Source organism: Mobiluncus curtisii ATCC 43063, assembly GCF_000196535.1.
Taxonomy (GTDB): Bacteria; Actinomycetota; Actinomycetes; order Actinomycetales; family Actinomycetaceae; genus Mobiluncus; species Mobiluncus curtisii.
In genome coordinates, this window is the sequence record NC_014246.1 from 1529968 (window position 1) to 1550961 (window position 20994).

At 56.5% G+C, this 20994-nt stretch carries 22 protein-coding genes; 20 read left to right on the top strand and 2 right to left on the bottom strand.

Annotation, left to right across the window (positions count from 1 at the left end):
- Positions 1–314: 314 nt before the first annotated feature.
- The 17 genes from rpsB to HMPREF0573_RS06610 all read left to right on the top strand — a co-directional run bounded on the left by rpsB (position 315) and on the right by HMPREF0573_RS06610 (position 17252).
- Entirely contained in the window at positions 315–1160 is an 846-nt protein-coding gene (gene rpsB, locus HMPREF0573_RS06530) for a 30S ribosomal protein S2 (RefSeq protein WP_004007128.1), read from the top strand.
- A gap of 78 nt (positions 1161–1238) precedes the next feature.
- Entirely contained in the window at positions 1239–2108 is an 870-nt protein-coding gene (gene tsf, locus HMPREF0573_RS06535; RefSeq protein WP_004007127.1) for a translation elongation factor Ts, read from the top strand.
- A 115-nt stretch (positions 2109–2223) separates the two neighbouring features.
- Positions 2224–2961 carry a UMP kinase gene (gene pyrH, locus HMPREF0573_RS06540; RefSeq protein WP_004007126.1) on the top strand — a complete coding sequence of 246 codons (738 nt, stop codon included), beginning with the start codon at positions 2224–2226 and terminating at the stop codon, positions 2959–2961.
- A gap of 61 nt (positions 2962–3022) precedes the next feature.
- Entirely contained in the window at positions 3023–3580 is a 558-nt protein-coding gene (gene frr / locus HMPREF0573_RS06545; RefSeq protein WP_004007125.1) for a ribosome recycling factor, read from the top strand.
- A 47-nt stretch (positions 3581–3627) separates the two neighbouring features.
- Complete coding sequence (locus HMPREF0573_RS06550) at positions 3628–4659, top strand: phosphatidate cytidylyltransferase (protein WP_041798019.1); 1032 nt, start codon at positions 3628–3630, stop codon at positions 4657–4659.
- Between the two features lie 43 nt (positions 4660–4702).
- Entirely contained in the window at positions 4703–5875 is a 1173-nt protein-coding gene (rlmN, locus tag HMPREF0573_RS06555) for a dual-specificity RNA methyltransferase RlmN (protein WP_013189317.1), read from the top strand.
- Between the two features lie 38 nt (positions 5876–5913).
- Positions 5914–6498: a DivIVA domain-containing protein gene (locus tag HMPREF0573_RS06560; RefSeq protein WP_004007122.1), complete on the top strand. Its 585-nt coding sequence runs from the start codon at positions 5914–5916 to the stop codon at positions 6496–6498.
- Positions 6499–6601: 103 nt separating this feature from the next.
- Complete coding sequence (gene dxr, locus HMPREF0573_RS06565) at positions 6602–7816, top strand: 1-deoxy-D-xylulose-5-phosphate reductoisomerase (protein WP_013189318.1); 1215 nt, start codon at positions 6602–6604, stop codon at positions 7814–7816.
- Positions 7817–7841: 25 nt separating this feature from the next.
- A complete protein-coding gene (locus HMPREF0573_RS06570; protein WP_013189319.1) occupies positions 7842–9050 on the top strand; it encodes a M50 family metallopeptidase in 1209 nt (402 codons plus the stop codon).
- A gap of 2 nt (positions 9051–9052) precedes the next feature.
- Complete coding sequence (locus HMPREF0573_RS06575; RefSeq protein WP_013189320.1) at positions 9053–10495, top strand: MATE family efflux transporter; 1443 nt, start codon at positions 9053–9055, stop codon at positions 10493–10495.
- Between the two features lie 75 nt (positions 10496–10570).
- The gene (rplU, locus tag HMPREF0573_RS06580) at positions 10571–10879 is read left to right on the top strand and encodes a 50S ribosomal protein L21 (RefSeq protein ID WP_004009268.1); all 309 of its coding nucleotides are present in this window, start codon (positions 10571–10573) and stop codon (positions 10877–10879) included.
- 11 nt (positions 10880–10890) lie between these two features.
- Positions 10891–11151 (top strand): 50S ribosomal protein L27, encoded by a 261-nt coding sequence (rpmA, locus tag HMPREF0573_RS06585; protein ID WP_004007117.1) that lies wholly within the window; start codon positions 10891–10893, stop codon positions 11149–11151.
- Between the two features lie 102 nt (positions 11152–11253).
- Positions 11254–12795, top strand: coding sequence for a GTPase ObgE (gene obgE, locus HMPREF0573_RS06590; protein WP_013189322.1), 1542 nt, complete (start codon positions 11254–11256; stop codon positions 12793–12795).
- Between the two features lie 223 nt (positions 12796–13018).
- On the top strand, positions 13019–13711 hold the full coding sequence (nadD, locus tag HMPREF0573_RS06595) for a nicotinate-nucleotide adenylyltransferase (protein WP_013189323.1): 693 nt from the start codon (positions 13019–13021) through the stop codon (positions 13709–13711).
- Complete coding sequence (locus tag HMPREF0573_RS09945) at positions 13708–16110, top strand: hypothetical protein (protein ID WP_236589642.1); 2403 nt, start codon at positions 13708–13710, stop codon at positions 16108–16110. Before nadD ends, HMPREF0573_RS09945 begins: the two co-directional genes overlap by 4 nt.
- A complete protein-coding gene (gene rsfS / locus HMPREF0573_RS06605) occupies positions 16107–16568 on the top strand; it encodes a ribosome silencing factor (RefSeq protein ID WP_013189326.1) in 462 nt (153 codons plus the stop codon). Before HMPREF0573_RS09945 ends, rsfS begins: the two co-directional genes overlap by 4 nt.
- A gap of 48 nt (positions 16569–16616) precedes the next feature.
- Positions 16617–17252, top strand: coding sequence for a histidine phosphatase family protein (locus HMPREF0573_RS06610; RefSeq protein WP_013189327.1), 636 nt, complete (start codon positions 16617–16619; stop codon positions 17250–17252).
- On the opposite strand, the gene HMPREF0573_RS06615 is transcribed toward HMPREF0573_RS06610, so the two are convergent.
- On the bottom strand, positions 17242–17514 hold the full coding sequence (locus HMPREF0573_RS06615; protein ID WP_169761320.1) for a hypothetical protein: 273 nt from the start codon (positions 17512–17514) through the stop codon (positions 17242–17244). The genes HMPREF0573_RS06610 and HMPREF0573_RS06615 overlap by 11 nt on opposite strands.
- 278 nt (positions 17515–17792) lie before the next feature.
- Between HMPREF0573_RS06615 and HMPREF0573_RS06620 the strand changes: the two genes are divergently transcribed.
- On the top strand, positions 17793–17978 hold the full coding sequence (locus HMPREF0573_RS06620) for a sodium:proton antiporter (RefSeq protein ID WP_169769047.1): 186 nt from the start codon (positions 17793–17795) through the stop codon (positions 17976–17978).
- The gene (locus tag HMPREF0573_RS06625; RefSeq protein ID WP_013189329.1) at positions 17975–18619 is read left to right on the top strand and encodes an alpha/beta fold hydrolase; all 645 of its coding nucleotides are present in this window, start codon (positions 17975–17977) and stop codon (positions 18617–18619) included. The genes HMPREF0573_RS06620 and HMPREF0573_RS06625 overlap by 4 nt, the downstream gene beginning before the upstream one ends.
- Positions 18620–18823: 204 nt before the next feature.
- On the opposite strand, the gene HMPREF0573_RS06630 is transcribed toward HMPREF0573_RS06625, so the two are convergent.
- Positions 18824–19525, bottom strand: a complete 702-nt coding sequence (locus tag HMPREF0573_RS06630; protein ID WP_004007107.1) for a TetR/AcrR family transcriptional regulator — start codon at positions 19523–19525, stop codon at positions 18824–18826.
- A gap of 93 nt (positions 19526–19618) precedes the next feature.
- On the opposite strand from HMPREF0573_RS06630, the gene HMPREF0573_RS06635 reads away from it, so the two are divergent.
- Entirely contained in the window at positions 19619–20842 is a 1224-nt protein-coding gene (locus tag HMPREF0573_RS06635; RefSeq protein ID WP_013189331.1) for an MFS transporter, read from the top strand.
- The last annotated feature ends 152 nt before the right edge of the window (positions 20843–20994 follow it).

Consider the following 20994-nt stretch of genomic DNA (forward strand, 5'->3'; position numbering starts at 1 on the left):
GTGGAAAACCCCGATTTGACCCCGCTTGTGGAAAAACCACAAAACCGCGCCAGGTCGCGCCGAATTAGCTTTTCTGTAGGAAGTTTTGGTAAAGTTAACCCTCGCAGCTGCCCATGCAGCTGACTTCGCGTGTTCGCAATCGCGGCGTTGCCGGTGTTACTGCCAGCGTAGCCGTGATGAGCGCAATCCTCCAGGTCCCTATGGGGTGGGGAAGGCGAGCGAACACCAGGCATTAACCGAAACTGGACGTAGACGTCTCCGGAGCGCTTGTGCGCCGGGACAGCTGTGTCCCATAACTGAAAGAAGGACGCCACATGGCAGTCGTTACCATGCGCCAGCTTTTGGAAAGCGGCGTGCACTTCGGGCACCAAACCCGTCGCTGGAACCCCAAGATGAAGCGGTTTATTTTGACCGACCGTTCCGGCATTTACATTCTCGATTTGCAGCAAACCATTGCTGACATTGATATTGCTTACGAATTCGTAAAGGAAACCGTGGCGCACGGCGGCACGCTGCTGTTCGTGGGCACCAAGAAGCAGGCTCAAGAGTCCATTCAGGAACAGGCTACCCGCGTGGGGATGCCTTTCGTGAACGAACGTTGGCTGGGCGGGATGCTGACCAACTTCTCGACGGTGCACAAGCGCTTGCAGCGACTGAAGGAACTGGAACAGTACGACTTTGAGGACACTTCCGCTTCGGGATTGACGAAGAAGGAACTGTTGATGATGCGCCGTGAAAAGGACAAGCTCGCCAAGACCCTGGGCGGCATCCGTGACATGGCGAAAACCCCTTCGGCTATCTGGGTGGTTGACACCAAGAAGGAACACTTGGCGATTGCGGAAGCCCAAAAGCTTGGGATTCCGGTCGTTGCCATTCTGGACACGAACTGTGACCCTGACGAGGTAGATTACGGCATCCCTGGCAACGACGACGCGATTCGCGCAGTCGATTTGCTGACCAAGGTGATTGCTGACGCTTGTGCAGAGGGTCTGCTGGCTCGTTCCAAGAAACAGCTGGGCGAGAACCCGGAAAGTGCCGAACCGATGGCGGAGTGGGAACGCGAGCTTCTGGCAGGCGATGACGCGAAGGCTCCTGCCGCGGATAAGCCGGCGGAAACTGCACCCGCTGCGAGCGAAGCTACCGACGCAAAAGCCGAGTAATCGGCTGCAGCTGAGCGGGGAGATAACACTTCAACGCTCACTCAAAAGGATTATCGGGAATATAGAAGTTCCCGGTGCATGAAACTTGCTCTGAAACTGGAGGAAAAATTGGCTAAATATAACATGCAAGACCTCAAGGACTTGCGCGAAGAAACCGGTGCGGGCTTAGCTGACGTTAAGAAAGCCCTGGAAGAAGCAAACGGCGACCGCGAGGAAGCCCTGAAAATCATCCGAGTCAAGGGTCTGAAGTCCCTGACTAAGCGCGAAGGTCGCTCCGCCGGAGCCGGTCTGATTGCTGCCAAGGTCACCGACACCGAGGCTGGTCAGCGCGGCACCATGGTTGAGGTCAACGCCGAAACCGACTTCGTGGTCAAGACCGACAAATTCATCGCGATGGCAGACAAGGTGCTGGAGGCTGCTGCTGCATCCGGTGCGGCTACCGTAGAGGAACTCCTGGCTGCCAAGTCTGCTGATGGTACGGTCAAGGACACCATTGAGGCGGTTGCGGCGATTATCGGTGAGAAACTGGAAGTCGGCAACGTGCGCCAGGTTGAAGGTGAAGCCGTCGATGTCTACCTGCACCGTTCTTCCCAGGATTTGCCCCCGACCGTTGGCGTCATGGTGGCTACCGACAAGGCTGGTGCCGAAGTCGCTCACGATGTCGCGATGCACATCGCTGCCTACAGCCCGGAGTACCTGAGCTGCGAGGATGTTCCTGCCGAGGAAGTCGAAAAGGAACGCGCCACTCTGACTGAAACCACCAAGGCTGAAGGCAAGCCGGAAGCTGCTGTGGCAAAGATTGTGGAAGGTCGGATGAAGGGCTTTTACAAGGACTGCGTGCTGCTGGAACAGCCCTTTGCGAAGGATCCCAAGACCACGGTCGGCAAGATTGTGGAAGCTTCCAAGGGCAAGGTCACCGCTTTCGCGCGTTTGCAGGCTGGCGAGTAAGCCCGAAGGGTTCGTGAAACCCATCTACACTAGGTAAATGCCCCAGGGTCGATGAAGGCTTTGGGGCATTTGCGTATAATGACTAAGGATGTTGGTCTTTCAAGGGAGAAGATAGATGAGCGACAACGGCTCTGTAGCCCCCGGTAAACGCCGGGTTTTGATGAAACTTTCTGGTGAAGTCTTTGGTGGCGGGCAAGTGGGGTTGGACCCCGATGTCGTTTCCAATATCGCTCAGCAGGTCGCTGCGGCGGTGACTCAGGGAATACAGGTTGCCATTGTGGTTGGTGGCGGAAACTTCTTTCGTGGCGCGGAGCTGAGCCAGCACGGTTTAGATCGCGCACGAGCGGATTACATGGGGATGTTGGGTACCGTGATGAACGCCCTAGCTCTGCAAGATTTCCTGGAACAAGCCGGGGTGCGCACCAGGGTTCAGTCTGCCATCACGATGACCCAGGTCGCTGAACCTTATGTGCCGTTACGTGCCATTCGTCACCTCGAAAAAGGGCGCGTGGTCGTGTTCGGAGCAGGTGCCGGGATGCCGTATTTCTCTACCGACACCGTTAGTGCCCAGCGTGCCCTGGAGACACATTGCCAGGAACTGCTGGTGGGTAAGAACGGGGTGGACGGGGTCTACACTGACGATCCGCGCCAGAACCCGGAGGCTGTAAAGCTTGATGAGGTTAGCTACGAGAAAGCGCTGCGCGACGGTTTAAAGGTCGTAGATGCGGCTGCTTTTTCCCTGTGCTCCGAAAACAAACTGAAGATGCGCGTGTTTGGCATGTCCCAGCCAGGCAACGTCACTAGGGCATTGCTGGGCGATGAAATCGGCACTGTGCTGTACAGCGAAAAGTAATTGAGATAACGAAACCCACCGGGGAACCTGTGGAGAAAGCAAAGAATAAAAGGAGAAACTCGTGATTGAAGACACCCTCAAATCTGCCAAGACCATGATGACAAAGGCACTGAGCGCCACCCAAGACGAATTCGCTTCCATTCGTACCGGTCGTGCCAATACTGCTATGTTTGACGGCATTATGGTCGACTACTATGGCGCCCCCACCCCGTTAAAGCAGTTGGCTTCCTTTAACATTCCCGAGGCTCGTACCGTCATAGTTCAGCCTTTTGACAAGTCAGCCTCGCAAGACATCATTCGTGCCATTGCGGAAGCAGATTTGGGCGTGAACCCCACTGATGACGGTAAAACCATCCGTATCGTCCTGCCTGCCCTGACGGAGGAACGGCGTAAAGAATACGTTAAGATTGCCAAGACCAAAGCCGAGGAAGGACGCCAGTCCGTGCGTTCACTGCGCCGCAAAGCCAAGGACGAATTCGAAGCTATGCTAAAGAATAAGGAACTCGGCGAGGACGAAATCAAACGCGGGGAAAAGGAACTTGATTCCATCACGAAAAAGTTCACTGATGAAATTGATCAGCTACTGGCTGCCAAAGAATCAGAGTTGATGACTATTTAGGCGCCGTCGACCCGTTATTACTCGTCATTACCTGGGGCTGCAAGAGCATGGTTGATACCGAAAATTTCCAGCCGCCGCGATTTTCCGAAGCATCGGTGTCGCCGGCGACCCCGGAAACTGGGGTGCATCCGGTGACCCGACCCAGTCGCCGCGAAAATCGCGCGGCAACGCAACGCCGTAAACGGGGCTGGGGCGTTCCCTTCCTAAAAGTGAAGCCCCAACCGGTGACGTCTTCGCAAAGCAAATCTCGGAAGGGCGGTCGTAATCTCGTGGCTGCCACCGGGGTGGGGGCGGGTCTGCTGGCGGCTTACGGGCTGACCCTGTTCCTGGTGAAACCGCTGTTCGCAGCCTTGTGCGTGGTGACGATTGTGGCATGTCTGATTGAGTTTCGCCACGCCATCCGGTTTACCGACCGGCATTTGGGGATGCCAATCGTCGTTATCGGCGGGATTGGTATCTATATCTGTGCCTGGCAAGTAGGTCTGGAAGCCATGTTGACCGCGACTCTGCTGACGATGGCGGCTGCCCTGCTGTGGCAGTTAGCGGGTCCCTACCGCGGTGAAGATGCCCTCAAGAACGTTACTCTCAGTACTCTGACCGTGGCGTATATTCCTTTCCTGGGGTCCTTCCTGGCTTTGCTGGCGGTGGAGTGCGGGGCTCCCGCGACGGCGGTGTTTGTCCTGTCCGTCACTTTAGGTTCAGACACCGGCGGCTATTTATGTGGGCGTTTCCTGGGACGTCACCATATGTCACCGTCTATTTCTCCGCGCAAGACGTGGGAAGGGTTTGCCGGTTCGGTCTTATTTGCTGTCACCGTGTCCGTAGCGGGCACGTTCTGGATGGGGATTCCGTGGTTTTACGGGATTATCTTGGGCGTTTTGATGGCTGTGGTGGGGACTATCGGGGACTTGAGTGAGTCACTGATGAAGCGGGAACTGGGCATTAAAGATATGGGTCACCTCTTGCCGGGGCACGGCGGTCTGCTGGATCGGATGGATTCCATCCTGATGGCAGCGCCGGTGGCGTATATCGTGTTGAAATTCGCCATTTTTTCCCAACAAGGTCCGGTGCTGTCCTAAACCCCACCCGGACGTTCTCGGAAAAACCGTTAAACTTAGACTTATGGAAAGACAGGTTCTGCCCCACCACCAACCTCCGGTCGGGGCTACGCACGCGGGAGCTACGGCAGAACTCAGCTTTCGAGCCCATGCTCGTGGTCGCGCCCCGCAGCATTTCGCAGACTTTGATCCTCAGCAGCGTCGTGAAGCGGTAGTCGCGGCAGGAATGCGCCCGTTTCGTGCTGACCAGGTGGCGCGCCACTATTTTGGACGTTTTGAAGCTGACCCCGCCCAAATGACAGACCTCGGTCCCGCTGACCGGGAACGCGCTCGGGACCTGTTACCCGAGCTCATTACCCCGGTCGTGACTCAGGTCGCGGATAAGGGATGGACCCGCAAGACCCTGTGGCGGCTGTTCGACGGTGCCCAAGTGGAATCCGTCCTGATGCGCTACCCGAAGCGCGTCACCTTGTGCGTATCCTCTCAGGTCGGCTGCGGTATGGGCTGTCCATTTTGTGCGACCGGTCAACTGGGTTTGACCCGAAACCTGTCGGCGGCAGAAATCTTGGAACAGGTTCGGCTCGCTGCTAAGGCAGCACAAGACGGGGAACTTGGCAGCCCCTCCCGGCTGTCTAACCTGGTGTTTATGGGCATGGGTGAGCCGCTCGCCAACTACAAATCCCTGCTGCACACGATTCGAACTCTCACTGCGGAAGTCCCGCAAGGCTTTGGCATCTCGGCACGTAACCTGGTCGTTTCCACTGTTGGGTTGGTGCCGGGAATACGCAAGCTGACTCAGGAAGGGCTGCCGGTCACTTTGGCGGTATCCCTGCACGCCCCCGATGATGAGCTGCGTAACGAACTGATACCCATGAACCGGCGCTACCAAGTCGACGAACTGTTGGACACCGCTTATGCGTATTTTCAAGCCACCGGTCGACGCGTTTCTATTGAATACGCCCTGATTAGGGACATGAACGACCACCCGTGGCGAGCGCAGCTGCTGGCGGATAAGCTGAACGAAAGAGGCAAAACCTGGGCGCATGTGAACCCGATTCCGCTCAATCCCACCCCTGGAAGCATCTGGGATGCGTCTCTGCCGCGTGTCATGGACGAATTCATGGAGATTTTACGGCAAGCTGGAATCAGCACTACGCTACGAGATACCCGTGGCTCGGATATTGACGGAGCTTGCGGGCAGCTCGCGGCGAAAGCGAAGCAGTCTCCCGCAGCCTAGGGAACACCCCGAAAGCGCGTGGACAGACTGTTGAGAGCATGGAGAGACAAAGAAAGGGCCGGAACGTGAGCGACACGACGTTTCGCACCGCTAAACTCCTCGGCAAGGGTTACGACCGCAACCAGGTCGACAAGTTCTTGGCGAAGGCACGTTCGGCATACGAAGGCAATGGTGGACCAGCAAATTTCGGGGCGGCACAGGTGCGCGCCCAGGGATTCAACGTGGTGCGCGGGGGATACAACTTTGTCGAGGTAGACGCGGCGATGGACCGGCTGGAATCTGCCTTTGTGGCGCGGGCGCGGGCTGACCATATTGCGGTGAACGGGCAAAAGGCATGGATGTCGTTGGTGGCGGAACAAGCCACGACCCTCTATCCGCGACTGTTGCGTCCAGTGGGGAAACGTTTTGCTCATCCCCAGGGTCGCCAGCGTGGCTACCGTATTGAGGACGTGGACGCGCTGCTGGATCGCCTGGTCGCCTATTTTGATGAAAATAAGCCTCTGACCAGCAAAGAAATCCGTGACTCGGTGTTTGCGGAGGCGAAAGGAACCAGGGCATACCTGGAAGGTCCCGTTGACGCGTACCTGGCTCGCGCGGTGGAAGTGTTGCTGGCAGTCGAGTGATTGTGTTTTTCACAAGGGCGTTGGTGCGGCTTCGTCCATCCCCTGGCGGGGTTCCGGGTGGCTATAAATGAGCGAAAACTAAACTTGCCGTTAGAATGAACTGGTGCAAGACATTGTAATTTTGGGTTCTACCGGCTCAATCGGAACTCAGGCTCTGGACATCGTTCGCGCTCATCCCGGACATTTTCGGGTGCAAGGTTTGGCTGCCTCCGGGCGACATCTGGATGTGTTGGCGCGTCAAGCTGTCGAATTTGAAGTGCCAATGGTGGCAGTCGCGAACGGCTCCGTGAGGGAGCTGGATGAGGCAATTCGTGAGGCAGAGATCCAGCTGGGAAAGCCGCGTGCCAGCCATAACCTGCTGACCGGTCCGGCTGGGGTCGAGGCGGCGGCTGGATTTGTGCCTCAGGGTATCGTGTTGAACGCCATCGCAGGAATTTCCGGTTTGCACGCGACCCTGCGGGCGTTAGATTCCGGGGCACGGTTGGCGTTGGCAAACAAAGAATCCCTGGTCATTGGTGGTTCCCTGGTGCGAGACGCTTTGCGTCGACCGGGGCAAATCGTGCCGGTTGATTCCGAACACAGCGCTATCTGGCAAGCACTCCGCTCTGGCAAGCACGAACGTGGCTTGTGCGCGCCGACCGTCACCGGCTACAGCGAAGTGGAACGTCTCATCTTGACTGCCAGTGGTGGTCCGTTCCGCTCGAAAACCCGCGCGGAACTGGAACACGTTACGGTAGAGCAAGCCCTGAACCATCCGACTTGGGATATGGGTCCGTTGGTGACCGTGAATTCAGCCACCATGTTTAACAAGGGACTGGAAGTCATCGAGGCTTCGCTGCTGTTCGACATTGAACCGAAAGACATCGACGTTGTGGTGCATCCCGGATCGATTGTGCATTCTATGGTGCAGTTCCGGGACGGCGCGACTCTGCTTCAGGCCTCACCGCCCGATATGCGCATTCCGATTGCCCTGGGTCTGTCGGCACCCGCCCGGCTGCGTGAGGTAGCCCCCGCTTGTGACTGGAGCAGTGCCGCGACCTGGCAGTTCGAGCCACTCAACGAATCAATTTTCCCGGCGGTCAGCTTGGCTCGACACGCTATCTCCGCTTCTGATACTCACCCCGCGGTTCTGGCTAGTGCGGATGAAATTGCCGTTAATGCTTTCTTGGACGGACGTCTGCCTTTCCTGGGCATCTATGACGTGGTGCAGCAGGTCTTCAGTGAACACCACGGAGTGTCCGACCCGGACCTGTCCGCGTTGGAACACATCCTGGATTGGGCCAAACAGCGAGCCGTTGAGCTCATCGAGAACCGCTAGATACGCTACGGGAACCGTCACTGCTATGGATTATTTAACTGGAATCATTGCCCTCGTGCTGGGTTTGCTGGTGTCGATTGCCCTGCACGAGCTGGGTCACCTGATTCCCGCAAAACGTTTCGACATCCTGTGTACCCAGTATTTCATTGGGTTCGGGCCAAAGATATTTTCGCGCCAAATCGGGGAAACCGAAGTCGGAATGAAGTGGGTGCTGCTGGGTGGCTACGTGAAAATGGTGGGAATGTACGCGCCGGGGCATCCGGGGCGGCGCACGATAAACCGCAAAGGTGAATTGACCGCGGCGGAAGAAGCCCGCCTCGCCTCGAACGAAGAAATTCCTCCCGGTCAGGAACACCGGGCGTTTTATGCCAAGCCCATCTGGCAGCGCCTGATTGTGATGGTCAGTGGCACTTTGGTGAATTTGGCTTTGAGTTTCCTGTGCGTGCTGGTGGCGTTAAGCGCAATCGGCTATGAGCTACCTACCCGCGAAGTCGCCACGGTTTCTCCGAATTCTCCCGCGGCCGCGGCGGGGGTGATGCCCGGAGACATTATCACGGGATGGAACGGTAAACCTGCGAAGACCTGGGACGAAGTTATCAGCCAAGTCGCGGTGAGCCAGCCGGGGAAACCTGCCACTCTCACGGTCCGGCGTGACGGTAAAACCCAGACTATCCAGGTGACTCCCAAAGCTATGGATGGGCAAAAGCGTGCCGTCATCGGTGTCATTGCTGCCACCGAACGCCACTATGCCACCTGGGGAGAAGTCACTAACTACCAGTGGGAGACCGGGAAAGGCACCGCGAAAATCCTGCTGGCTCTGCCGGTGAAACTGTGGCAGACCACCATCGGGCTGTTTCAACCGAACCAGCCACGCGACCCGAACTCGCTGATGGGAATCGTCGGCATGGGGCAGGTCGCGGGCTCTATCGCTGCCAGTGACTCTGTTGGCTACGGTTTCCTGGAAAAGCTGCGGTCTTTCCTGCTGTTGTTCGGGTCGTTGAACATGACCCTGTTCATGTTCAACCTGATTCCGCTGATGCCTTTGGATGGTGGGCAAGCCGTGGGCGCGATTTATGAAGGAATCCGCAAGTGGGTACGCCGGGCGCGGGGTCTGGATGACGGCGGTCCGGTCGATTTGGCGGCAATGCTGCCCGTGACCGCTACTGTGGTTATCGCTTTCATCGCGATGACGGTGTTGCTGATTGTTGCCGATATTTTGAAGCCGGTACTGTGAACATGAAACCGGGGGACACCGTGCCGTCCTCGAACGAACCTGCTGACCCTGCTGAAGCTATTGAGCCGGCTGCACCTATTGAACCCGTGAGAGCGTCGGTGGAGCCGCAGACATCGTCCTTGAACCGGCGGATTTTGTCCCTCGCCATGCCCTCCCTGGGATCGCTGCTGGCTGAACCACTCATGGTGATGGCGGATTCTGCCATGATTGGGCACGTGGGTACCACTGAGCTGGCAGGATTGACCCTCGGCTCGTCGATCAACGTGTTTTTGGTAGGGATTTGTATTTTCTTGGTCTATACCACGACCGCGGTGGCGTCCCGTCAGCTGGGTGCAGGGAATCGCCGTGGCGCGGTCAAGACCGGGGTGGATGGTGCCTGGTTGGGGCTGCTGGTGGGCGTGGTGTTGGCAGCAGTCCTGTGGGTCGGCGCGTTACCGATTGTTTCGTTATTTGGGGCTGCTCAGCCGGTTAATATCCAGGGAGCGGCATATCTGCGCGCGGCGGCTCCCTCGATGCTGGGAATGATGCTGGTGTTGGCAGGAACCGGCGCGATGCGTGGCGTGCTGGACGCCAAGATTCCCCTGGTGATTTCCGTGAGCGGGGCTATCGCCAACGTGGCTTTCAACGCCACGTTTATCTACGGGTTCAACCTGGGGGTCACCGGGGCGGGAATCGGCACGTCTCTCGCCGGTATCGGCATGGGGGCAGCGTTTGCGCTGAAAATTATGGTCGGAGCTCGGCGCGCCAAAGTCGCGCTGCATCCCGAGTTCCGGGCAATTTTCGCGGCTCTGACCGGGGGCGTGCCCCTGATGATTCGCACCCTCACCATGCAGATTGTTATCCTCGGCACCCTGTGGGTGGCAGCGTCTCAAGGGGAAGTTGCCATCGCGGGGCGTCAGATTGCCGCGAACACCTGGAGTTTGGGGGCGAACCTGCATGATTCTCTGGCTATCGCAGTGCAGGCACTGATTGGTTTCGAGCTGGGGCGTGCCGACCGCGGGGCAGTGCGCGACCTGATTCACCGGGTGACACTGTGGGGATTAGGGCTGGGCGTCGTGCTGGGGGTGATTATTGCGGTCCTGGCTCCGCTCTGGCCGCGGGTCTTTTCTAACGACTCCGAAGTTCTGGCTGCCGCCGCACTGGCGTTGCTAGTATCGGCGTTCTTCCAGCCGCTCGCGGGGGTAGTTTTTGTGTTCGACGGGGTCTTGATTGGTGCTAACGACACTTGGTACCTGGCTCTCGCGGGTCTGATTAACCTGGTTGTCTATATCCCGGCTCTGGTGTTGGTGTGGCGTTTCGCACCTGACGGAATCCTGGGATTGGCGTGGCTGTGGGGATGCTATTGCGGGGTGTTTTTCCTGGCAAGATTGGCAACCTTGGGTTGGCGCATCCGCCAAGACCGGTGGATGAAACTTGATTTTGCAAAACCAGGTGAAATCCGCTAATTTAGAACTTCGGTGCTTCTTGCGCATAGTGAGGGCACAATTGGACGAAATACATTCAGAAAAGCGAGTTTCGACGTGGTATATGCAATCGTTAAGGCCGGCGGTCGACAGGAGAAAGTCTCTGTCGGTGAAGAGCTGCTGGTAGAAAAGGTAGATAAGGCAGTGGGAGAGACGATTGAGCTGCCTGCGATTCTGTTGGTTGACGGCGCCAAAGTGACGTCCCAGGCTGCCGACGTGGCTAAGGTAAAGGTCAGCGCAGAAGTGTTGGGTGCTGCCAAGGGTCCCAAGATTTCCATTGTCAAGTTTAAGAACAAGACTGGTTATCGGAAGCGTCAAGGTCACCGTCAACCGTTGACCCGCATTAAGATAACTTCCATTAAGTAAGGGGTGTAACAATGGCACATAAGAAAGGTCTCGGTTCCTCCCACAACGGTCGCGATTCGAACGCACAGCGCCTAGGCGTCAAGCGTTTCGGCGGTCAGCTGGTCAACGCTGGTGAAATTTTGGTGCGCCAGCGCGGCACCCACTACCACCCCGGCTTCAACGTGGGCATCGGCAAGGACGACACACTGTTCGCCCTGAAGACCGGCGAAGTGGAGTTCGGTCGTCATCGCGATCGCCGCATCGTGAGCATTAAGGAAGTTGCCAACGCCTAAATGTTGGTAGTGACTACTGTTGTGAGGGGGCTCGTTCGAGCCCTCTTGCTGTTTAACGTAACGATGGCTCTCTGAGAGAGCCGGAGGAGGTCAGCAGCCCAAATGGTCAGCTTTGTGGACTACGTAAAAATTTTTGCCCAAGCCGGAACTGGTGGCAACGGCTGCGCGTCCATTCGTCGCGAAAAGTACAAGCCGTTGGCGGGACCGGATGGCGGGGCTGGCGGTCACGGAGGATCCGTCATTCTGCGTGTCAACCCGCAAGAGACAACCCTGCTGCCTTTCCATCATCGCCCGCACGTGAAAGCAGAGAATGGTCAAGCGGGGATGGGCGATTACCGTGATGGACGTCGCGGTGAGGATTTGTTCCTGGACGTTCCCCAAGGCACGGTCGTCACCAGCGAGGATGGCGAGTTTTTGGCAGATTTAGACTCCCCGGAGGCGCAACTGGTCATCGCTCGTGGCGGGGTCGGGGGCATGGGCAACTACGGTCTGGCATCCGCGAAACGCAAGGCGCCGGGCTTTGCCCTGTTGGGGGAACCCGGTGAAGAACGCACCGTCATTTTGGAACTCAAGTCGATGGCAGACGTGGCGCTGGTGGGATACCCTTCGGCGGGAAAATCTTCCCTCATCGCTGCTATGAGCGCGGCGCGTCCCAAGATTGCGGATTATCCATTCACGACCCTGGTGCCGAACCTGGCAGTGGTGGATAATCCGGCGGCACGCTACACCGTGGCGGACGTGCCCGGATTGATTCCCGGTGCTGCCCAAGGCAAGGGACTGGGACTGGATTTCTTGCGTCACATCGAACGTTGCTGCGTGATTGCGCACGTGGTGGACTTGGCGGCGTGGGATCCGGAACGTGAACCGCTGGCAGACATTAAGACTTTGGAGCGCGAACTGGCGCATTACGCCAGTTCCCTGGACCGGTATCGACCCGGCAGAGACTTCCTACCACCCCTGATGGAGCGCCAACGCGCCATTATCCTCAACAAAATTGATGTCCCGGACGGGCGAGATATGGCAGCCCTGATGGAAACGGAGCTTGCGAAACTTGGCTGGCCGGTCTTTGAGGTTTCGGCGACCACTCACGAAGGCTTGAAAGAACTCGCTTTTGGGCTGGCTGAAATGGTCCAGGAATACCGTTCCCACTTGCCAGAGAATGACCCCGAGCGCCCCGTGCTGCGTCCGCAGCCGAAATCGGCTCGCCCCGCCAAGACCTACACTATTGAGACGACTACTATTGAGGGCACGCCGGGATTCTCGGTCCGTGGCGAACAGGTGGAACGCTGGGTCAAACAAACCGACTTCACCAATGATGAAGCAGTAGGATACCTGGCTGACCGCCTGGCAAACTTGGGAGTCGAGGACGACCTGCTGAAAGCCGGAGCACAAGCGGGAGACACCGTCGTCATCGGGGACCCCGATACAGGTGTGGTCTTTGACTGGGAGCCGACTCTGCAAGCCGGGGCTGAGCTGCTGGGCGCGCGCGGCACGGACTCGCGACTCTACGAAAACACTCGCCGCACCAACCAGCAGCGTCGTATCGACTATCACGCTTGGATGGACGCCAAGAAACGTGCTCGTGAGGAATTGGACGCTGAACGTGAATCGGGTCTGTGGAATGATCCTGGGGAGGCTGACTAAGCGCAGAATGCACGTGTCAGTCCCGGTTACAGATTTCCTTGCCATTTTCAGGAACCACTCAGGTCTGGACGGGTATAATTTCATAAAGGAAGTTTTGCGCTCATTTTGGAGCACCAAATGATCAAGAAAGGCCGTCATGGAGTCTCGCACGCACAGATGCGTTTGGGCGTTGGATTCCGAGAATTCGGTCAAGTTAAACCAGCGTCGGCGTCGTATTGGGGTGATGGGTGGCACTTTTGACCCGATTCACCACGGTCACCTGGTGGCAGCTTCCGAGGTTCAGGCGGTTTTCGGTCTGGATGAGGTCATTTTTGTGCCCACTTTTAGACAGCCATTTAAGCTGGGATGCCCAGTCACGGAAGCGGAGCATCGCTACCTGATGGCAGTGATTGCGACCGCTTCTAACCCGCGATTTTCCGTGTCTCGTGTGGATATAGACCGAGCTACCACGACCTATACGATTGACACGTTGACCGACTTGAAATCCGCTTTAGGTGACGTGGAACTATTCTTTATCACCGGGGCTGACGCCATTTCTGACATCATGCGCTGGAAAGATATCGACCAGCTTTTCGAGCTGGCGCATTTCATAGGGGTTACTCGACCGGGGCATTCCTTTAACCCGGTCAACCTTCCGGCACAGCATGTCTCTCTGGTTGAGGTTCCTGCCATGGCAATCAGCTCAACCGACTGTCGGAATCGGGTAAAATCGCACCAACCGGTGTGGTACTTAGTGCCCGACGGTGTCGTTCAATATATTGCTAAATACGGACTCTATGCTGATGATGCGCGACTGCAGTCAGATTCGGGGGAGGCGTCTTACGCTGTCCCCAAGGCGGCTTTGACGGCGGTGGCTGTCAATGATGCAGCTTCACCAGAGGAATCCGTAATGACCTTGTCGAGAGGGGGAATGTGAGCGAGGGCAAGCCAAGACCGCGCCCCGTGCCGGTGCAGTCGATTAATCTTCCAGGCTTGGGAGCCAGTGCCCCTAGGCCTGGACAAGTGCTGCCCGGTGCCGGTCCGACCGGTCCTGCTCTGCAAGTCCCCAACACTGCCCAAGCTGTGCGTGCTGTTGACAAGGACGGTGCGTTGACCGGCATGATTCCGGTCGTTGGTAAAGCCCAAGCAGTGAGTGCTGCGGGACCACAAGTCGCTGGAGTGAAGCGCCCACTCGTGCATGGCACGACTCCAGTGGTGCCGGAAAAGCCGGCGGTTCCTGTGGGAAATCGTCCTGCGGACACCCCGGTTCGTCAGTTGCCTACTCCGGGGACTCCGGTGCCCCCTTCTACCACGGGTATGATTCCCACAGTGGCACCGAACTCGACAGGTTCGGCGAAGCTGCTCAAGACAGGGGCGAACCCTCCCGTTCCGAGCAGCCCGTCCCGTCCGCCCTCGTCCGCTCCGACCAGTTCCACTCCGCACCAGCCAGGGGCTTCTGGAAGTGGTGCGACTCCGCAACGTCCGCGGACTACAGGACCTGGTGGGGTGCCATCTCCAGCAGCAGCACCAGCCACGACGCCTGGTACACGGTCGACTCCTCCGGTGCCACGCGCCGGTCAGCTGGGTTCCACACCGCGTCAGCAGCCGACTTCTCCGCAGGCAGTTCCCGCGCAGTCGGGGTTGGCTGGACAGCAGCGAGTTAACCCTGCGGTTCCGGGAATGACACCGGGCTCTGCAGCCCGTCCGCCCCTGTCGGCAGGGCAACCGAAGCAACCGGGACAGACTCACCAGCCGGGTAAGCCGGCTCAGCCAGGGCAACCCAAACAAATGCCCAGGCAGGCGCCCGGTCAAGCCAGACCGGTGCCCGGTCAAGCTGGGCATCCAGGGCGTCCTAGCCAGCCGGGTCAGCCGGGGCAAATGCCGGGTCAACCGGTGCCGACCACTCAGCCAGGTAAACCGGTGCGGCCAGGGCAGCCTGGGAAGTCAGAGCAGCCCGCCCAATCGGGTCAGCCTAATCAGGGACAGCAGAATCAGCCCAGTCAACCTAAACAACCTGTTCAGCCAGGTCAGCCTGCCCAGCTGAGGCAGCAGCCTAAACAGGCGCTCGGTCAAACTGGTCATCCAAATCAATCGCCGCAACCGAATCGGATGCCCGGTCAAGCCAAGCCGGTGCCCGGTCAAACTGGGCATCCAGGGCGTCCTAGCCAGCCGGCTCAGCCGGGGCAAATGCCGGGGCGACCGGTGCCGACCACTCTGCCAGGTAAACCGGTGCAGCCGGAGCAGCCCTCCCTGCCGGGGCAGTCGAATCAGCCCAGTCAACCTAAACAACCTGTTCAGCCAGTGCAGCCCACCCAGCCGGATCAGCCAAATCAGGGGCAGCCGAATCAACTCAGCCAACCTAAACAGCCCGGTCAGCCGAATCAATCGTCGCAACCCGGACAAGTATCCGGTCAATCCCAACCGGCACCCGGTCAAGCTGGTCAGTCGAACCAACCACGGCAACCCGGACAGATGCTGGTCCACACTTCGGCAGGTCCGTCCGGTAATCCGCGAACGGCACACCAACCGGGACAAATGCCGAACCAGCCGGGAATGTCGAACCGCCCCGGAATGCCTGGTCAGCCGGGACAACCAGGGCAAATGCCGGGACAGCCGGGTTCTCCCTATGGCATGTGGGGACGTCCGAACCCTTACGGTCGCCCTGGGATGCCGGGAATGCCCGGAATGCCGGGTATGCCTGGGATTCCGGGAATGCCCGGTTATGGGATGCCACCCATGCCCTACGGTCGCCCCGGAATGCCGGGTATGCCTGGGATGCCGGGAATGCCCGGTTATGGGATGCCACCCATGCCCTACGGTCGCCCCGGAATGCCTACTCGTCCTGGAATGCCTAACTTGTGGAATCCGCAAGAAACCCGCTCGGCTCGCCGTGAGAGCCTGGAACAGGCAGAGGCTCGGCAGCTTGAGGAACTTAAAGAAGCTGAAAAGAAGTTCCATGAGGCCGACGTGGAGGTTTTGCGTAAGGAACTCGGCGATGACATCACTGATGAAGAACTGGAAAACATCGACTGGGAAGAGTTCGAGTTTGAGGAGTCCTTAACCGAACGTTTGATTCGCAAGTCCGGGCGTTGGGGCGAAACTTTGCTGATGCTGGGGCAAGCAGCGCGCTGGGCGTTGGTCGTGTTGGTGACCGTCCTGGTCGTCGCCATGCTCATCTTTGCTCTGGACAAGAACGCTGCGGTTACAACCGCTTCGGGAACAACGCTAGAACCGGGAGTTACGCTGAGCGCAACAGCACCAGACCCTCCCGCAGTCTCGCCGGGACAGACTTCTTTACCCGATTCCACCACTGAAATGAGGATTTTTTCTGTATGAGTGCTGACGCTAAGTCCATCGAACTCGCCATAGCAGCAGGTCAAGCCGCAAAATCAAAGAAAGCCACGGAGGTCATCGCTCTGGATGTCTCTGAGCGCTTGGTGCTGACCGACATGTTTGTGTTGGCTACGGGCAATAGCGACCGTCAGGTGCGGGCGATTGTCGATGCTGTTGACGAAGCGATGACGAAAGCTGGTTTAAAGTTGCTCCGCCGGGAGGGGCTGGAACAGGCTCATTGGGTGTTGCTCGATTACGGGCTGCTGGTGGTGCATGTCCAGCAAGAGGACGACCGGCAGTTTTATGCGCTGGAACGTTTGTGGGCGGACGCGCCCCTGATTGAGGTACCTGATTCAGAAGTGCCGGTCACGCAGAGTGACGGTCCGGCACCTTCCAGTGCCACCCCGCAGACGCCTCAACCGATCTCGCCGCTGGACCTCATTGGCGAGGATTTTTCCTAAACACGTGGGTCAGGGACTTATGCGCCGACCGAACAGGAGGACAGGGCGATGCCGAAAACTTTGGTGATGTGGCGGCATGGGCAAACCGATTACAACAAGCTGCAACGGATTCAGGGACAGATTGACATCCCTCTCAACGAGACGGGCATTGCACAGGCTCGAGAAGCCGCAGCCGGGTTGGCTCGGTTTCCCTTCACAAGGGTGGTTTCCTCACCTTTGGGTCGTGCCTTCGACACCGCTCACGCACTGGCAGATCGGCTCGGTTTGTCCGTCGAGATTGACGAACGCCTGATGGAACGGTCTTTTGGGGATTGGGAAGGGCTCAACGCTACGGAGATTAAGGCAGGCTGGCCTGACGACTTCACCTCGTGGCGTGATTTTGGCGATCCCGACCCGGAGGCTACGAAAGTAGAGCTGCGTCACGAGGTCGGGCTGCGTGTGTCCCAGGCTTACCGCGACTGGGCTGACAAAATCGCTGATGGTGAAACGATTTTGTTTGTCTCTCACGGGTCTGCCACTTCGCAGGGAATCGTGAGTTTGCTGGGGCACGACCCCGCCCAGTGGTATGGGCTGCACGGCTTGGATAACTGCCATTGGGCGGTGATTCAGTCCGAGCATCGCGAGCCGTACTGGCGGATTGATTCCTATAACGTGGGAGTGTCGGACACCGCGGTTAGGGCATAGCCGTTCGGTCGGCTAACGCATCTAGCATTTCTTCATAATATCCCTCGTCAAACACTGGTTCGAGGGCGAGGATTTCGTCAAGCAGTTCTGAGGGAATGGCATTCGGGTCATTCTGTACCGCGGCGCTTATACCAGCCAGAGCAGTCAAAGTTCCGTCATACTTAATGGCGGTACACATGCCCGTAAACTCTTTTTCGCTGATTATCTTGTGGTCAAGCAGATGCTGGAGAACTAAACGTATTTCCTCTTCGCCTTCATCCATGTGTAGCCCTCCCATCTGTAGAAAGTAGTCACCCTTATTTTACCGCGTTGTTGAAGCGTCCCAGGTTTTGCATAGCCTTGTTTATGTGGTTCATGTGACCGTATTTAATCTCCTTGGGAAAGACATACCGCCAGGAATCCTACGAGGCACCGAAAGACAGTTAGAACCTGGTTTGAGTAAAGTGCGGGTATTTTTCCCTCAAATGTTTCATGGTGGGGAAACGCTCTGACCCGTTTATGGGATAATCAGTGAAAACGCTTCCGGGGGAGGACGCTTTTATGGAAAAGAAAAATGTGCGAACACGCCACTGGCTACTGTTGTCGACAGTTGGACTGTTGCTGGCAGCTCTCTGTTTTGCTGTTCTCGGAGTCACGCATGTGGTTTCACCGGTTACTGCTATCGGAAATGTCGCCGGTTTCCTGATAACCAGCCTGATTATAGGGGTTCTCGCGGTGCGTAAATGAGTGATATTCCCAAAGTTGTATTCTTGCACGGGTTGGGTGAGACCAGTGAGGTGTGGAATCCGGTAGTCAAGCAGCTGGCGCAAACCGAGTGCGCAGCTTCCGAGGTTTTAAAGGTGAAATCTCCGATGGCTGACTGGTCATTAGAGGGCATCAGTAACGAGATTGCTGATACGCTCACGGAACCTGTGCACCTGGTCGGGCTCTCACTAGGTGCAGTGATAGCTTTACAAATCGCCATCACTCACCCTGAAAAGGTCGTTTCGTTGTTTATTTCGGCGCCGCAAGCCAAGCTGCCCAAACTGTTGATGAGCCTGCAGCGCGTGCTGATGCGACTGTTGCCCGCGAAGTGGGTCTGTCCACCGCAGCTGAGTAAAGCTGACCTTTTCGGGGTGCTCGATAGCTTGAAATATTTAGATCTCACTTCGCAGCTGCCAGCTTTGCGGATGCCGGTAACTGTGGCTTGCGGTAGCAGAGATAAAGCGAACCTGCCGGCGTCGCGTAAAATTGCTCGGCTTATTCCTGGGGCTCGCTTCGCAGTCGTTCCGGGAGTGGGTCATCAGTGGCACGCTACGCATCCTCAACTATTTGCCGAATATCTGCAGCGTGCCGGGACTGCTCAAGAAACAGATGGAAAAGAATAAAGTATATGGCAGCGGCGGATACCAAAGTTCTAAATTGGCAGCTATTTCCGACCCCTTGGATTTTATATCATCTTCCGAACAGATGGGTATACAGGCTGCCAACCTGATGCTTTACATATGGCAGCGAAATTTTCACGTACGTCAAGAGCCGCATCCTCGTGCACAATTCGTCCTGTTTGATGATTTCTCTTGTTCACGGGTTCGTTAGGCGTTTTCGCGAGGCAAGATCGCTATCTCTAAACCGGCGAGTACGACTTCTATGATGATTTCAAAGTATTCCTGACTCATGCGGTCTTCATTTTTCGGGTTGGCTAGCGGAATTAAGTAGCCTTGGATGATGTCAGCCAGCGTTGTGGAGCAGGCAGCTAGGGGCTGAAGTTGGGTAATCATTTGGTCTAGGTCGTGGCGCTGTTCCTGCTTGGTTGGGCTGCGCAAGTTGCGAGCAGTAATGCTCCACAGCATCGTGTTGATGATAATTGAGTATGCGATGTGAATGTACTTGCTAAAACCAGCATCCCGTAGTTTTTCGTAAGCCACCTCCAAGATTGGTATCAACGCGTCGTTCATATGTCCATACATCAGTTTGTCTGTGACTCCGGGGAATTCAAGAAAGACGGGCCTGACATTTTTTGCTAGGGAGATGAACCAATCTTTCCATTCCAGCTGCTCGTCCGGTAGCTCGATGGTGCTAGTGATTTCGCCTATTACAGAAGCGGTAATGGCGTCACGGTTTTGGTAATGGTGGTAGATGACAGAGGGAACTACTCCCAGACGCTGTGCAAGGTCACGAATCGACCATTTTTCTAGACCGCACTCTCGGGTCAGTTCCATTGCGGTGTACATGATCTTTTCTTGCGTCAGCCAGGCGCGTCTCCCCGTGTTTACCCGCTTGTCTTTATTTCCCACGAAAACAGCATACCCTCAACCTCGACAATACTAGAACATTGTTCTAGTATTGTCTCAGCTTGATTGGTAGCTCACTGTGGAAAGGATGTTTTAATGTGCGCCACTAATGAACGAAACGAGAAAGTCGAATCAAAAATAGCGGGACTGTTTCCCTTGTTTTTGACGGTGTTACTGGCATATATGGGGCAGATGATTCTTAATCCAATTCTGGCTCCGCTATCGCGCGAAATCGGGTTGAAGGAATGGCACATTGGCGCCACCATTTCGTTAGCTGCCATAATGTTTTCTCTTACCTCCACCAGGTGGGGACGGGTCTCATTGCGATGGGGATCTCGGCGTATCTTGCTTATTGGCATGCTTGCCGGAATCCTGACTCTAGGCGGATTCGCTATGGTGGTGTGGCTAGGATTTAAGGGTCTGCTAACCGGCATAGCGTTGATTCTAGGAGTAGTCATAACTAGGGGAGTGCTGTACGGCGGTGCCATCGCATCAGTTTCCCCAGCCGCGCAAACCTACGTTGTGACTCATACCTACAATGAGACGCAACGGGTCAAAGGTCTGGGAGTCTTGGGCGCTGCACAAGGATTCTCGTCTATTCTTGGAGCCTTATTGGGCGGCAGCCTTGCAGCTATAGGAGGTTTCATGATGCCCTTGCTGGTGATGCCTCTGGTCATGCTTTTAGGCGTTGCCGTTTTGCTGCTAACATTCAAACCCACAGGTGGCGAAGAAAAAGTCGCTCAACCGGCAAAAGTTTCCTATTTTGATTCAAGAGTATTCGTGTTCCTGGCTTGCGGTTTCCTAATGTTTACCGCTTTTTCTACCGTGGCTACACTTTTCGGCTTTTTACTGCAGGACGTTTTGAAGCTAGCGGCCGGCGCCACAGCAGGGCTCACCGCTTTGTGCATGTCAATAATGGGTGTGGTGATGATACTGGCGCAGGCCTTGGTGGCTCCAAGGTTAAACTGGGGTGCTAAAAAACTCTTTAGAAGAGGATTAATAATCGTTCTTCTCGGGTTACTGCTCTTGGTTTATCCACTAAATCTTGGACTGTTCATCGTGGCCAGCATCTTGACAGGCTTTGGTCTAGGCCTGGCGATGCCTGGCTACAACACGGCGCCTACTTTGCAAATGAAGCCCGAAGAACAAGGTGGACTGGTCGGGTTGATTAATGCTAACAATGGTGCAGCCTATGTAGTGGCACCGATAGCCTCCACCGCACTTTACGGACTCTCTCCGTGGCTACCAATGACATGTTGCACAGTCCTGATAGCTGCGGCAATTTTGCTGAGTTTTTACCATCCCGAGTTCCGCAAATAATCTCTTTATGATTAGAAGCAAAAACCATAAAAATCCCTGCTAAAGCGGTGTTGACTTCAGCAGAACTATGATGTCTAGTCGCTACGAGATTCAAACAAACTCAAACCTCTCAAAACTGAAGCGTCCTGGGTTTTGTTCCTAGGTTTTTTGTG